Here is a 13,799-nt window from a genome sequence, read left to right on the forward strand (position 1 = left end):
GCGCGCATCCCTGCTGGTCGAGTAGCGGCGGCACGCCGCGTATCGAGACCCCCGTCTCCACAAGCCCCCGCCCTACTCCGGGTGCCGCCGCGGCGCGCCGAACAGCAGCGCGGTCGTCGCCGCGACGACGGCGCCCGCCGCGAGGGCCGCGGCGAGCACGACGAGCTGGAACTGCGCGGCCTCCAGCGGCGACGCTCCCGCGAACACCGCCCCGACGAAGGCGCCAGGCAGGGTGACGAGCCCGGTCGTCCGCGTCTGGTCCGTCGCCGGCACGAGCGCCGTCGAGGCTGCCGCGCGCACCAGGCGCAGGGCGGCGCGGCGCGGAGTGGCGCCCAGCGCCAGCCAGCCCTCCACCTCCTCCGTCCCCGCGGCGATACCGGCCCGCAGCTGCCGCCCCATCAGCGAGGCCGCGGTCATCGCGCCGCCGATCACGATGCCGCCGGTCGCGAGCAGGTACCGCGGCTCCGATCCCACGGCCCCGGTCGCCGCGACGACCGCGAGAGGGACGCCCGCCGCGGCGAGGAGCACGACGAACGTCCGCAGGCCGTGACGGTCCAGGCCCGCGCGCGTGCGCACCGTCCACGTCGCCGCGACGAGCATCAGCACCAGGAACGCGGCGACCAGCCGCGCATCCTCGATGATGCCGTGCAGCACGAGGCTGAGGAGTCCGAGCTGCAGCGCCGCCCGCGCGATCGCGACCGCCTGGGCACCGGGCCGCTCGAGTCGCAGCGCGGCGACGATCGCCGTCGTCACCAGCGCGAGCACCAGCACCGCGACGAGCGTCGGAACGGTGGTGGAGGTCATGGTGCGACGAGCCTACGAGGCGCGGGCCCGCGCGCTCGGACCGGCCCCGTCACTCCGCTCGCCCTCAGCGCCGCAGCACCCGCCGCGCGAGCACGTTGCCCAGCAGCTGCACCAGCTGCACGATCACGATGATCACGAGCACCGCACCCCAGGTCACGACCGGCTCGAACTGGCGGTAGCCGTACTGGATCGCGAAGTTGCCGAGGCCTCCCGCGCCGATGTACCCGGCGACCGCCGACATGTCGACGATGGCCACGAAGACGAAGGTGTAGCCGAGGATCAGCGGGCCGAGCGCCTCGGGGAGCAGGACGGTGCGCACGATGCGCAGCCGGCTCGCTCCGACCGAGCGTGCGGCCTCGATCACGCCGGGCTGCACGGTCAGCAGGTTCTGCTCGACGATGCGGCCGATGCCGAACGCGGCGGCGAGCGACAGCGAGAAGATGATCGCGTCGGTGCCGATGCCCGAGCCGACCACGAGGCGGGCGAGCGGCTGGGCGGCCGCGATGAAGATGATGAACGGGATCGGCCGGAAGACGTTGACGATCACGTTCAGCAGTCCGTAGACCAGGCGGTTCGCGAACAGCGCGCCGCCGCGGGTAAGCGCGAGGCCGAGGCCGATCAGCAGGCCGCCGAGCCCGCCGAAGAGCAGGCTGAGGGCGACGATGTAGAGCGTCTCGCCGGTGGCCTTCGCGAGTTCGGGGAGCAGCTCGATCAGGGCGTTCAACGGGGCACCTCCGTGAGGCCGACGCGAGCGCCGAGGCGGGCGAGAAGGGGCTCGACGACGTCGTCCGACGCGTCGAGGGCGACCGTGAGGTGGCCGAAGGCGCGTCCGCGGACGTCGGTGATGCCTCCGTAGACCAGCTCGAGCGGCACGCCCGCGGCGGCGATGTCGGCGAAGACGTCGCCCTGCGAGGCGGAGCCGTCCGAGAACGAGAGCGTCACGAGCCGGCCGCGGTGGCGCTGCCACAGCACGGCCGCCTCGGCAGGGGAGGGCACGGAGCGGACGACGGTCGAGACGAAGCGCCGGGTGACCGGCTCGCGCGGAGCCGAGAACACGTCGAACACGTCGCCGCGCTCGACGATGCGACCCGACTCCATCACGGCGACCTTCGTCGCGAGCTGCTGGATCACGTCCATCTCGTGCGTGATGACGAGGATCGTGACTCCGAGCTCCTCGTTGATGCGCCGGAGAAGCGCGAGGACTTCGCCGGTCGTGTCGGGGTCGAGAGCGCTGGTGGCCTCGTCGGCGAGCAGGATGCGCGGCGAGGCGGCGAGGGCACGGGCGATGCCCACGCGCTGCTTCTGCCCGCCCGAGAGCTGCTCCGGGTGGCTGCGCGCCTTGTCCGAGAGGCCGACGAAGCTCAGCATCTCGTCGACGCGGGTCTTCAGCTCGGCGCGCGGAGTGCCGGCGACCTGCAGCGGGTAGGCGACGTTCTGCCACACCGTCTTCGAGCCGAACAGGTTGAACTGCTGGAAGATCATGCCGATGCCGAGCCGGATGCGGCGCAGCTCCCGCTCGGGCAGGCCGACGATGTCGCGGCCGTCGATCTCGATGCTGCCGGACGTCGCGGGCTCGAGCGCGTTGACGAGGCGCGCGAGCGTGCTCTTCCCGGCACCGGAGTAGCCGATCACGCCCTGGACGTCGCCGGCCTCGATGTCGAGGCTCACGCCGTCGACCGCGGTCGAGGCCGTCGCCCCGCGGGACAGGGGCGGGTAGACCTTGCTCACGTCGGTGAGGCGGATGAGCGGCACGGCGCTCCCTTCGAGGGGTTCGGGCGGGGGTGCCGGTGTCCCGGCGGACGGACGGGATCCCCCGCCGGAGCAGGGGATCCCGTCGCGAGGGGAGGGCGGGTCAGCCCTGCGCGGCGGTGTCCGCCTCGACGGTCTCGAGCGAGGCCTCCAGCTCGTCGGCGGGGGTCTTCACGAAGATCGCGGTGCCGCCGGACTGCTCCGACACTCCGTCGAGCACGGCCTGCGTGCTCTGGTAGATGTCGACGAGCTCCTGGTAGGTCTCGTTGTCGGCGTCCTCGGAGCGGGCGGCGAACACGTTGACGTAGGGGAGCGCGTTGGGGTCGCTCGGGTCGTCCGTCGCGATCGCGTCGGTGGCCTCGAGGCCGGCGTTCTCGATGAAGTCGTTGTTGATGATCGCGGCGGCGACGTCCGGCAGCGAGGTCGGGGTCAGCGACGCCTCGAGGGCGGTCACCTCGACCTTCGACGTCGCGGTGTCGACGTCGTCGACGCTCGAGAAGATGCTGCCGCCGTCCTTCAGCTCGATCAGACCGGCCGACTGGAGCACGAGCAGACCGCGGGCCTGGTTGCTCTCGTCGTTCGGGACGGCCACGGTCGAGCCCTCGGGGATGTCCTCGACGCTGTCGTACTGCGTGGAGTAGAGGCCGAGCGGATAGATCGCGGTCGCGCCGATAGGCACGAGGTCCTCGTCGGCGGACGTGTTGTACTGCGCCAGGTAGACGATGTGCTGGAACTGGTTGAGGTCGATCTCGCCCTCGGACAGCGCCGGGTTGGGCTGGTTGTAGTCGCTGAAGTCGACGATCTCGACGTCGATGCCGGCGTCGGCCGCGGCCTCCTCGTAGGTGGCCCAGTAGGGGTCGCTGGCACCGACGACGCCGATGCGGACGGTGTCGCTCCCGCCCGCCGAGGCGGAGCAGCCGGCGAGGAGGAGGGCGGAGGCGGTGATCGCGGTGGTCGCGAGGAGCGTCGTGCGCAGGGACATGCTGTGTGGATCCTTCCGTGGAGAGGATCCGCTCGGTGCTGCTTTCTGACGGAGCGGCGACCACGGGCGGTGCTGATCACCGCCGGCGCTGCGACCGGCCTCCGGTCGCACGACGCCGCGTCGACGCGGATCCCGGGGACCACGGTACGGATGTCGCGCCGTGGATGCGAAACATGCGCGTAACACGACGACTCGCGCCGCCGGGGAGGAGGGTCAGCCCGCGAGGGCTTCGGCCTCCGCGGCCTCGTGCTTCGCCAGGCGCTTCGCGATCGCGTCGCGCTCGGCTCGGAGCGACGCGATGGTCGGCTGGTCCAGGCGCGGATCCGCGAGGTCGGCGAACGGGCTCGCCGATCCGGTGCGGGCCGTGACGAGCGCGGCGTACGCCTTCGTGGCGGACCGCAGCTCGGCTCCGGCGCGCTCGACCTTCCGAGGGCTCGAGTCCTTGTCGGAGACGAGTCGGGCGTGCTTGTCGAGGGCTGCTACCAGTGCCTGGTGGGCCGCGTCAATCTTCTTGCTCATAGGCGCATTATGGCGCAAGCTCGCCTCACGAGGCGAGACCGGCTCCGCGACTCCGGCCGGTCGGTCGGCGAGGGTCCACCGATCGATCGCCGCCCCTGAGGATCAGACCGGGCCGGATCCCCGCGCGATCGACGTCGACTCGGAGTTGCGCCCGGCGCTCGTCGAGACCGCGTCGAGCACCCGCTGCACGTCGAGCGCATCGTCGAACGTCGGAGCCACGGGGGTGCCGCCCGCGATCGCCTCGACGAGGTCGACGACCTGGTGCGTGAAGAGGTGCTCGTAGCCGATGCCGTGCCCCGTGGGCCACCACGCCTCCATGTACGGGTGCGCGGGCTCGGTCACCTGGATGCGCCGGAACCCCTGCGCCTCGTCGGCGTCGCGCGCGTCGTAGTACTCGAGCTCGTTCATCCGCTCGAAGTCGAATGCGATCGAGCCGGTCTCGCCGTCGATCTCGATGCGGTTGGCGTTGCGGCGGCCGGTCGCGACGCGGGTCGCCTCGAAGACGCCGAGGGCTCCTCCCTCGAACGCCGCCGTGAACGCGACCGCGTCGTCGACCGTGACCGGTCCTCGCTCCGCCCCCTCCTCGGCGCGTCCGCCGAGCCCCGACTGCTCGGCCAGCACCGGGCGCTCGGTCGTGAAGGTGCGCAGCACCGCCGAGACGGAGGAGATCCGCCGGCCGGTCAGCCACTGCGCCGTGTCGATGCTGTGCGCGCCGATGTCGCCCAGTGCGCCCGATCCTGCCCGGTCCTTCTGCAGGCGCCAGGTCAGCGGCGCCTCGGAGTCGCGCAGCCAGTCCTGCAGGTACTGCGCGCGGACGTGGCGGATCGCCCCGAGCCGCCCCTCGTCGACGAAGCGCTTGGCGAGGGCGAGCGCGGGAGTGCGGCGGTAGCTGAATCCGCACATCGCGACGCGGTCGGAGGCGCGCGCGGCGGCCGCCATCCGCTCGGCCTCCTCGACGGAATTGGCGAGCGGCTTCTCGCAGAGCACGTGCTTGCCCGCCTCGAGAGCCGCGATCGCGATCTCGGCGTGCGTGTCTCCGGGGGTGCAGATGTCGATCAGGTCGATGTCGTCGCGCTCGATCACCGCCCGCCAGTCGGTCGAGGACTCGCTCCAGCCGAGGACCTCCGCCCGCTCGCGGGTCGTCTCGGGGTTGCTCCCGACGAGCACCGCGAGCTCGGGCTCGAGCGGCAGGGGGAAGAAGCGGGCGGCGGTGCGCCAGGCGTGCGAATGGGTCCTGCCCATGAAAGCGGTCCCCACGAGTGCCACCCGCAGTGCTCGGTCGTTCGACATCCTCGTCCTCTCGTCGGCGCTCCCGACCCTGCCACGGGACGGGGTCGGAGGGCTACCACCCGCCGCCGGGCCTTCCCGGTCGCCTGACGTCCGTGCCCCCCCCGCTACGGTGAAGGCCGAACGGAGGCGCCCATGACCTGGCAGCTCGAGACGATCCCCTACGACCATCCCGACGCGGATGCGCTCCGCGCCGCTCAGCGCGTCGAGCTCGACGAGCGCTACGGCAGCACCGACCACGAGCCCGGAGTGCCTCCCTCGGCCGCCGATGTCCCCGTGTTCGTCGTGGCCCGCGACGCCGGCGGCACAGCGCGAGCCTGCGGCGGCCTCCGCCCGCTGGCCGACTCGGTCCTCGGCCCCGGAGTGATCGAGGTCAAGCGGATGTTCGTGGACCCGTCGGCGCGCGGCTCCGGCGTCGCGACCCTCGTCCTCCGCCGGCTCGAGCAGCTCGCGGCGGGGCTCGGAGCGACGCGACTCGTCCTCGAGACCGGCACCCGGCAGCCGGACGCGGTCCGCTTCTACGAGCGCGAGGGCTACACGTCCGTCCCGCTCTTCGGCGCCTACATCGGCGGCGAGTGGTCGCTCTGCTTCTCTCGCGACCTCTGAACGCTGCGCCTCGAGCGGCGCGCACTGATGGAACGACGGAGGGGCGCCCCTCTCGGGACGCCCCTCCGGTGCTGCCGTGACCGCTAGGCGCGGCGGCGGCGCGTGATCATCAGCGCGAGTCCGCCGAGGATCCCGAACGCCGAGAGGGCGAGGGGAGTCGCGGGCGAGACGCCGGTCGTGGCGAGGACGGGCCGACCTGCCGTGACTCCGGAGCCCGCGCCGCTGCCCGCGCGAGCCGCCGCCTCGGCCGCCGAGCAGTCGACCGGGTCGGACACGGACCGGCCGTAGTCGTACTCCGCAGTGGCGGTGCGACCGCTGGTCGTGCCCAGCGCGACGACGCAGTAGATCTCGGGCTCCGGGTCGGCGAGCGGGTACTCGCCCAGCGCGATCAGGCTCCAGCCGACCGCGTCCACGGTGAAGTCGAGACGGGTGCCGCCGTCGACGAGGCGCTGGCGGGTGCCGTCGAGGGAGTGGATGCTCACCGAGACGCGCTCGCCCGCGGCGAAGCCGAAGACGGCACCGCCGCTCGTCAGCTCGTCGTCGGGGGCGGAGGGCTCGAGGGGAGCCCATTGGGGCCAGATCCGGACGCCGGGCTTGTCGGGCACCTGCACGAGCGAGGCCGAGGCGGTGCGTCCACTGGCCGCCCCCGTGCCCGTCACTGTGAACGTGCCGAACTGGTCGACCATCGTGCTCTCGTCGAGAATGACATCCGCTTCACCGTAGATCGCCGTCCGCGGGTCTCCGTTCTCGATGGTCGTGACGGAGCCGTCGGGCGCGGTCAGCGTGATCGTGACGTCCTCGTCGCGGTCGAAGCCCCGCAGCTTGGCGGCGATGCCGAAGATTCTGAAGCCGGCGACGCTCACCTCGGCGCCGAGCTCGAACGGCGAGCCGTCCTCGGCGAGGACGAACGAGACGGCCGGGTCCGGCTGCGTGACCGTGAGCGGCACGGCGTTCGAGAGGAGCGGCCCCCCGACCGCGTCGGTCGCCGAGGCCACGACGGTGATCTGCTCCCCGGCGCGGGGGAGGTGCGGATACAGGCTGTTGCGGTCGTCCAGGCTCCCGGGGAACCAGTCGTTCAGCACGACCTCGCCGGTGGCGGACGCGACGACGGTCGTGCGGGCCTCCGGGGTCGGGCCGTCCATCAGCGCGACGACGACGGAGGAGCCCGCGGCGAAGCCGGAGCCGACGACGTCGAGGCCGTCGCCCCAACCGGTCGAGCGGTCGCCGATGATGCCGGCGCCCGCGACGAAGTCGGTGCGGGGCAGAGTGAGGACCGGGGCCACTGCCACCGGTGCCGCGCTGGGCGCAGGCGGTGCGGTGACGGGCGCCTCGGTGGCGATCGGTGCCTCGACCGGCTCGGCCGTCGCCTTCGGCGTGCTCGTCGGCTCCGGCGTGCTCGTCGCCTCCGGATCGATCGTGGCGACCGGGGTCGGCGTGGGCTCGAGTACCGGCGCGACCGCGGTCGGCGTCGCCTCGGAGGCGCGCGCCTCGAGGATCTCGGTGGCCCCCGCCGCACTCGGGAACGCGAGCGCTCCCAGCAGTGCGGCGGTCGTGATGACGGAGGCCGTGCGGCCCCCTCGCGCTGTACGCACGATTCCTACTTCCTCCGGGGCGCAGTGCGCTCTCCCGGCTTCCCCATGGATCCGGGGGCGATGCGCCCCCTGGTGCTGATCCTGGCGGAGCGGAGCCCTGCGACACGACGTCCCGACACAACGAACGCATCACGAATCCGGCGGCCGGAGGAGACCCCGGCCGCCGGCCGTCGACGTCAGCCCTCGAGCGGCAGCAGGATGCCCTTCACCGTCTCGTCGGTCGCCAGGAACTCCTGCACCGCGGGGTCCTGGAACGCCTGCACGAGCTTCTGGATGTTCTCGGTGTCGGCGTAGCGGGAGCCGATCGTGAGCTGCCCGGCGAAGTCGTCGGGAGCGGTCGGCGCGAAGATCTGCTTCTCGATCGGGATGTCGGCGGCGAGGTAGTACTCGGTGTAGCCGACGGCCGCGTCGAGGTCCGGCAGCGCGCGCGACTGGGCCGCGAAGTCGAGCAGGGTGAACTTCAGGTTCTTGGGGTTCGAGGCGATGTCGTCCTGCGTCGCCGTGCCGGGCTCGGTGCCCGGCTTCAGCTCGATCAGCCCCGCGCTCTGCAGCAGCCAGAGGCCCTGGGCCTCGTTCGCCGGGTCGGAGTAGAGCGAGATCGTGCCGCCGTCGGGGATCTCGGACACGTCGCCGTACTTGTCGCTCCAGAGTCCGAAGCCCCAGCGGAACACCGGAGTGGCCGCCTCCTCCTCGAAGTCGGGGTTCGACTCGAGCACCTGCCCGAGCCAGAGCTTGTGCTGGTAGACGGTCGCCGCCACCTCGCCCTCGCTCACGGCGCGGTTGATGGTGTTGCTGTCCGAGAGGCCCTTGAACTCCACCTCGATGCCGTACTTCGGCGCGACCTCGTCGGCGACGAACTGCACGAGCGCCTGCTCCGACGCGTTGCCCTCGGCGGTCGCGACGTAGAGCGTCGCTCCCTCGGTCTCGTTCGCCGACACGGCGGGGGAGAGGATCGGGACGACGATCGCCGCGCCGACGCCGAGCGCGACGACCGCGCCTCCGGCGATCCACGGCCAGCGGCGTTTCTTCTTCAGCTCGAAGCCGAGCGTGTCGGAGGTGGCGGGGGTGTCGTTCTGCGTGGGCATGAGAGGCCTTCCGGAGTGCGCGCGCCGGGTTCCGGGCGCGCGAGAGGGACGCCGCGGGGGGAGGCCGGGCGAGGGGTGGGGGAGAAGAGAGGAGAGCTGTCTCAGACCGCGACGGCGACGCGCTCGGACCGCCGGGTGCGCGAGGCGCTCGGCGTCGTGGCGCGCACGAGGGCGTCGCCGGTGAGCTGCACGAGCGCGACCGTGGCGACCAGGATCACGATCGTCGCGAGCATCACCGTGTTGTCGAAGCGCTGGTAGCCGTAGGTGACGGCCACGTAGCCGATGCCGCCGGCTCCGATCGTGCCCGCGATGGCCGAGTACTCGATCATCGCGATCGTGTTGATGGTCAGGCCGCCGATGATCTGCGGCACGGCCTCGCTGAGCTGCGCCGAGCGGATGACCTGCAGTCGCGACGCTCCGGAGGCGCGGGCCACGCGGGTCAGCGCGATCGGCACGCTCCGCAGCGCGTTCTCGACGATGCGGGTGAAGAACGCGATGCCCGCGATCGACATTGGCACGACGGCCGCGGCGATGCCGATGTTGGTCCCGGTGATCAGCCGGGTGAACGGCATGATCGAGGCCATCAGGATCAGGAACGGCAGCGAGCGGCCGATGCTGATCACCCAGCTCAGCGTCTGGTGGGCGGCGCGGTTCTCGAACAGTCCGCCGGGCGCCAGGTTGTGCACGGCGGCTCCCAGGGGGATGCCGACGAGCACGACGATCGTCATCACGATGCCGACCATGATCAGGGTCTCGCCGAGCGCGGGCAGCACGAGCGCCGGGATCTCGGCGATCGGGACGCGGTTGTCGAGGTGCAGGCTCATGCGGCGATCTCCTCGGTGAGCTCGAGCGGGGCGGAGTCGACGCGCGCGGGGGCCGGGCGGACCGACAGGCCCAGCGCTCCGGCGGCGTCGACGAGACGGAGCTCGTCGACGGGTCCGAGCGCGATCGTGGCGTGGCCGACGGCCCGGCCGCCGATCGTCTCGATGGCGGCGCCCAGGAGCGACACCGGTCCGACCGTCTCGCCCAGGCGGGCGATCCAGTCGGCCGGCACGTCGGAGCGCGCGTAGCCGAGCACCCACTCGGTGAGCCCGGGGGCCGGAGTCGCGGCCGGGCGCAGCGGATTGAGCGCGAGGCCCAGCGGCGAGGAGGCGTCGCGGAGCAGATCGACGAGGCGCCCCGACTCCACGATGCGGCCGTGATCGAGCAGGGCGGCCGAGTCGGCGACCTGCCGCACCGTCTCCATCTCGTGCGTGATGAAGAGGATCGACAGGCCGAGGTCGTCGCGCAGCTCCTTGAGGAGGGTCGTGATCGCGGTCGTCGACGCGGGGTCGAGCCCTGACGTGGCCTCGTCCGAGAGCAGCACGCTGGGACGCAGGGCCAGGGCCCGGGCGATGCCGACGCGCTGGCGCTGCCCGCCCGACAGCTGGTGCGGGTAGTGGCGGGCGCGCTCGGCGAGTCCGACGCGGTCGAGCAGCTCGGCGACGCGGCGCTTCGTCTCGGCGGGGGTCACTCCGAGGTACTCGAGCGGCAGCGCGACGTTCTGGGCCGCGGTGCGGCGGCTGAAGAGGCCGTCGGACTGGAAGACGGTGCCGATGCGGCGACGCGCGACGCGCAGCTCCTGCTCGGACAGCTGCGAGAGCGCATCGCCGTTCACGACGACCGAGCCGGAGGTGGGGCGCTCGAGGAGGTTCACGCACGCGGCGAGCGTGCTCTTCCCGGCGCCACTCGGGCCGACGACGGCGAAGATCTCGCCCGTCGCGACCGAGAAGTCGAGGCGGTCGAGCACGGTGACGGCGCCGTCGCCGTGTCCGTAGACCTTCGTGAGCTGCTCAAGGCGGATCATGCCTGCTGTCCTTCCGGGACGGGGCGGAGCGGGCGCCGTCGGCGCACGGGGACGATGATGGAGCATCGCCGCCGCCCTGCGTCGGCCGCGTGACGTCCGCCGTAACACTCCGCCCGTACTGGCCCCTGGAAGGGAGGCGTCAGTACACGAACCAGCGCAGCCAGTCGCGGTTGTGCGCGTGCACCAGGGCCAGGAAGACCACGAGGTCGAAGAGCAGGTGCACGCAGATCACGTAGGTCAGCGACTTCGTCTTCGAGAAGATCCAGCCCTGCAGCAGCGCGAACGGGATCGTGAACGCCGGAGCCCACTCGCGGTAGCCGAGCTCCCAGAGGAACGACACGAACACGACCGCCTGCAGCACGTTCGCCCACCACATCGGCAGGTGGCGGCGCAGCACCGCGAAGACGACGCAGATGAAGAACAGCTCGTCCCAGATGCCGACGAAGCCGACTCCGACGAAGAGGCGCGCCACTTCATCCGGAGCGTGGATGGCGGGCCAGTTCAGGTAGGCGCCCGAGCGGATGAAGTAGAACGGCAGCAGGATCCAGCCGAGCACGAGCACGGCGGGCAGGTACGACTTCTCGAGCGGCGTCCACTTCTGCCCGGTGCGCAGCGGGAAGCGGATGATCGACCGCTTCGTGCCGTAGCGGTCGATCGCCCAGGGCACGGCGACGGCCGCGGACAGCACGGCGCCCATCAGGGCCATGTTCGGGTAGTCGAGGTTCGCCTCGACCGAGATCGTGCTGACGATCACGAGCCCGGCGGCGATCAGCGACAGGTCGACCGCGAGGACGCGGTCGATCACGAGGGCCAGGAGCAGGCTCGCGCCGAGCACGAGGTAGCCCGCGAGCGGGAGGCGGAGTCCGAAGAGGAGGACGGCCGAGACGGAGATCCCGGCGGCCGGGGCGAGAGCGGGAGGCACGGCTTCAGGGTAGGCGCGGCGTCTCGCGCCGGGATCGGGCTTGCCGGTCGGGCGCGGTTGAATCGCTCTCCGAGGAGGACCGATGACCGTCACCGTCACCGCCCACCGCTGGGTGCACGGCTGGGAGCTCCGGATCGACGGCGAGACCGCGACCCAGGTCGACTTACTCGACAGAGCCGCTCAGCAGGTGCGCGACTACCTCGACACCGTCGAGCCCGGAACCGATCACCGCCGGTGGGAGGTCGAGATCGTCCCCGAGATCGGCGGCATCGAGTCCGTTCGCTCCGTCGACGGCTGACCCGACCGGCTCCGACACGCCGGGACCTCCACGTCAGCGGAGCGCCTCCAGCGCGACGGACGCGGCGCGGGCGACGAGGGCGTCGTCGTAGGGGAGCGACGGGTCACGGCGCTCGGTCAGCACGGCGATCACGATCGGAGCCGCGCCCGGCCGCTCGACGACCGCGAGGTCGTTCCGGAGACCGCCCGCGCCGCCGGACTTGTCGAGGACGCTCCAGCCGTCGGGAGCGCCCGCGCGCACGAGAGCGTCGCCCGTCGCGTTGCCGCTCATCCAGTCGCGCAGCTGGGCCCGATCGGCCGGATCGAGGGCATCGCCCAGGAGGAGCGCGCGCAGGTCGGCCGCGAGCGACCGCGCGGTGCCGGTGTCGAGACCCTCCGGTGAGACCCGGTTCAGCTCGGGCTCGATCCGGTCGACGCGCGTGACGTCGTCGCCGAGTGCGCGGAGCGCTTCCTGCAGTCCGGCCGGCCCGCCGAGCTCCTGCAGCACCACGTTGTGAGCGGTGTTGTCGCTGAGGCGGACCGCGGCCTCGGCGACCTCGCCGAGCGGCAGGCCCGTCGCAGTGGCGGGACCGGTGACGGGGGAGTGGTCGACCACGTCGCTCCAGGTGACGACGCGCTCGAGATCCGCCGGCTCGGTGCGGGCGAGCAGCGCGCCCGCGGCCAGGGCCTTGATCGAGGAGGCGGAGCGGAACCGCTCGTCGGCGCGGTGCTCGAGGGTGCGCTCGTCCTCGGTGTCGACCGCGACGAGTCCGATGCGGGCGTCGTACTCGGCCTCGTCGGCGGCGAGGGCGGCGTCGATCGCGGCGGCGTCGATCTCCGGGGCGTCGGGCGGGAGGGTCGCGGAAGCACTGGCGGCGGGCGCACCCGAGGCGCCCGCTCCAGCCACGCCCGGATCGGGAGCGCACGCCGCGAGTGCGAGCACCAGCACGAGTGCGCCACCGAGCCCGCGCAGCGCCGCAGGGACAGGACTGCGCGGAAGGAGGTGATCCGAGGTCGTGGGCACGGAGGAGAGGCTACGGCGCAGCACCGGCACCGCGCCGTGCCGGGGAACTCCCTGGCGCTCGCTAGAGCGCGCCTCGGGCGGGAGGGCATGCTGGAGGGATGACCGACGCCTCCGCCTCCGCATCCCCGTCCGCGAGCCCCGCCGCCGCCCGTCCCCGGGGCGAGCGCCCCGTGCGCACGCAGCACGTGCTGACAGTGCTGCGGACCGAGCGGTTCGGCGACCACCTCGCACGCGTGCACCTCGGCGGTCCGGGCTTCGACGCCTTCGCCGCGGAGGCGGACCCCGCGGCTCTCGCCACCACCGACAAGTACGTGAAGCTGCTGCTGCCCCGCGCCGGTGTCGACGTCGAGCCGCCCTACGACCTCGACGCGCTGCGGGCGACCCTCGCCCCCGAGGACCTGCCGGTGCGCCGGACCTACACGATCCGCTCCGTCGACCCGGCGAACCGCAGCCTCGCCATCGACTTCGTCCTGCACGGCGACGACGGAGTGGCGGGGCCGTGGGCCGCGTCGGCCGTCCCCGGCGACCGCATCGCCTTCAACGGCCCGGGCGGCGCGTGGTCGCCGAGCACCGAGCCGGGGGCGTTCCACCTGCTGCTCGGCGACGACTCCGCTCTGCCTGCGATCGCCGCGGCGCTGGAGTCGATGCCCGCGCACGCGAGCGGTCTCGCGCTGATCGAGGTGCACGGCGCCGAGGACGAGCAGCCCCTTCCGGCACCCGACGGCGTCGAGGTCCGCTGGCTGCACCGCGGCGAGCTCGCCGCCGGCCGAGCGCTGGTCGCCGCCGTCCGCGCCGAGTCGCGGCCGACCGGGGTGCTCGACGTCTTCGCGCACGGCGAGCGCGGGGCGATGAAGGAGCTGCGCGCCCTCCTGCAGGACGACTGGGGCCTCGAGCGCCGCGCTCTGTCGCTGTCGGCCTACTGGGCGCTCGGCCGCGCCGAGGACCGATTCCAGGCCGAGAAGCGCGAGCCCGTCGGCGAGATCTTCGCCGACTGACCCGCGGCCCGCCCGGCCTCATCTCCGGCTCGTGCATTCGTGTCCGGCTCGCGGGATCTGTGGATTCTCGCGAGCCGAACGGATTCCTGCGAGTCGACGATGCGACCGGCGT

15 protein-coding genes are annotated in these 13,799 nt (G+C 72.6%); 3 read left to right on the top strand and 12 right to left on the bottom strand.

Going from position 1 to position 13,799, the window contains the following annotated elements; translation table 11 throughout:
• Positions 1-72: 72 nt before the first annotated feature.
• From ASF48_RS02425 to ASF48_RS02450, 6 genes are all read right to left on the bottom strand, one after another.
• Positions 73-804, bottom strand: coding sequence for an ABC transporter permease (locus ASF48_RS02425; protein WP_055785831.1), 732 nt, complete (start codon positions 802-804; stop codon positions 73-75).
• A 64-nt stretch (positions 805-868) separates the two neighbouring features.
• Positions 869-1,528: a methionine ABC transporter permease gene (locus tag ASF48_RS02430; protein ID WP_055785834.1), complete on the bottom strand. Its 660-nt coding sequence runs from the start codon at positions 1,526-1,528 to the stop codon at positions 869-871.
• The gene (locus ASF48_RS02435) at positions 1,525-2,556 is read right to left on the bottom strand and encodes a methionine ABC transporter ATP-binding protein (RefSeq protein WP_055785837.1); all 1,032 of its coding nucleotides are present in this window, start codon (positions 2,554-2,556) and stop codon (positions 1,525-1,527) included. The genes ASF48_RS02430 and ASF48_RS02435 overlap by 4 nt, the downstream gene beginning before the upstream one ends.
• Before the next feature lie 100 nt (positions 2,557-2,656).
• A complete protein-coding gene (locus ASF48_RS02440; protein ID WP_055785840.1) occupies positions 2,657-3,535 on the bottom strand; it encodes a MetQ/NlpA family ABC transporter substrate-binding protein in 879 nt (292 codons plus the stop codon).
• Between the two features lie 213 nt (positions 3,536-3,748).
• Positions 3,749-4,054: a hypothetical protein gene (locus tag ASF48_RS02445; RefSeq protein ID WP_055785842.1), complete on the bottom strand. Its 306-nt coding sequence runs from the start codon at positions 4,052-4,054 to the stop codon at positions 3,749-3,751.
• Between the two features lie 102 nt (positions 4,055-4,156).
• Positions 4,157-5,344 (bottom strand): Gfo/Idh/MocA family protein, encoded by a 1,188-nt coding sequence (locus ASF48_RS02450; RefSeq protein WP_055785845.1) that lies wholly within the window; start codon positions 5,342-5,344, stop codon positions 4,157-4,159.
• Positions 5,345-5,476: 132 nt separating this feature from the next.
• Here ASF48_RS02450 and ASF48_RS02455 point away from each other — a divergent pair, with 132 nt between their 5' ends.
• The gene (locus ASF48_RS02455; RefSeq protein ID WP_055785848.1) at positions 5,477-5,947 is read left to right on the top strand and encodes a GNAT family N-acetyltransferase; all 471 of its coding nucleotides are present in this window, start codon (positions 5,477-5,479) and stop codon (positions 5,945-5,947) included.
• 83 nt (positions 5,948-6,030) lie between these two features.
• On the opposite strand, the gene ASF48_RS02460 is transcribed toward ASF48_RS02455, so the two are convergent.
• The 5 genes from ASF48_RS02460 to ASF48_RS02480 all read right to left on the bottom strand — a co-directional run bounded on the left by ASF48_RS02460 (position 6,031) and on the right by ASF48_RS02480 (position 11,392).
• Positions 6,031-7,539 (bottom strand): hypothetical protein, encoded by a 1,509-nt coding sequence (locus ASF48_RS02460; protein WP_055785851.1) that lies wholly within the window; start codon positions 7,537-7,539, stop codon positions 6,031-6,033.
• A 176-nt stretch (positions 7,540-7,715) separates the two neighbouring features.
• The gene (locus ASF48_RS02465; protein WP_055785854.1) at positions 7,716-8,624 is read right to left on the bottom strand and encodes a MetQ/NlpA family ABC transporter substrate-binding protein; all 909 of its coding nucleotides are present in this window, start codon (positions 8,622-8,624) and stop codon (positions 7,716-7,718) included.
• Between the two features lie 101 nt (positions 8,625-8,725).
• Positions 8,726-9,448, bottom strand: coding sequence for a methionine ABC transporter permease (locus ASF48_RS02470; protein WP_055785857.1), 723 nt, complete (start codon positions 9,446-9,448; stop codon positions 8,726-8,728).
• Complete coding sequence (locus ASF48_RS02475) at positions 9,445-10,470, bottom strand: methionine ABC transporter ATP-binding protein (protein WP_055785861.1); 1,026 nt, start codon at positions 10,468-10,470, stop codon at positions 9,445-9,447. Before ASF48_RS02475 ends, ASF48_RS02470 begins: the two co-directional genes overlap by 4 nt.
• Before the next feature lie 139 nt (positions 10,471-10,609).
• On the bottom strand, positions 10,610-11,392 hold the full coding sequence (locus ASF48_RS02480) for a CPBP family intramembrane glutamic endopeptidase (protein WP_055785864.1): 783 nt from the start codon (positions 11,390-11,392) through the stop codon (positions 10,610-10,612).
• 82 nt (positions 11,393-11,474) lie between these two features.
• Here ASF48_RS02480 and ASF48_RS02485 point away from each other — a divergent pair, with 82 nt between their 5' ends.
• Positions 11,475-11,690, top strand: a complete 216-nt coding sequence (locus ASF48_RS02485) for a hypothetical protein (protein WP_055785867.1) — start codon at positions 11,475-11,477, stop codon at positions 11,688-11,690.
• Between the two features lie 33 nt (positions 11,691-11,723).
• On the opposite strand, the gene bla is transcribed toward ASF48_RS02485, so the two are convergent.
• On the bottom strand, positions 11,724-12,692 hold the full coding sequence (bla, locus tag ASF48_RS02490) for a class A beta-lactamase (protein ID WP_200930953.1): 969 nt from the start codon (positions 12,690-12,692) through the stop codon (positions 11,724-11,726).
• Between the two features lie 98 nt (positions 12,693-12,790).
• Here bla and ASF48_RS02495 point away from each other — a divergent pair, with 98 nt between their 5' ends.
• Positions 12,791-13,687 carry a siderophore-interacting protein gene (locus tag ASF48_RS02495; protein ID WP_055785870.1) on the top strand — a complete coding sequence of 299 codons (897 nt, stop codon included), beginning with the start codon at positions 12,791-12,793 and terminating at the stop codon, positions 13,685-13,687.
• Positions 13,688-13,799 lie beyond the last annotated feature (112 nt).

It is taken from the genome of Rathayibacter sp. Leaf299 (genome assembly GCF_001423055.1).
Classification (GTDB): domain Bacteria; phylum Actinomycetota; class Actinomycetes; order Actinomycetales; family Microbacteriaceae; genus Rathayibacter; species Rathayibacter caricis.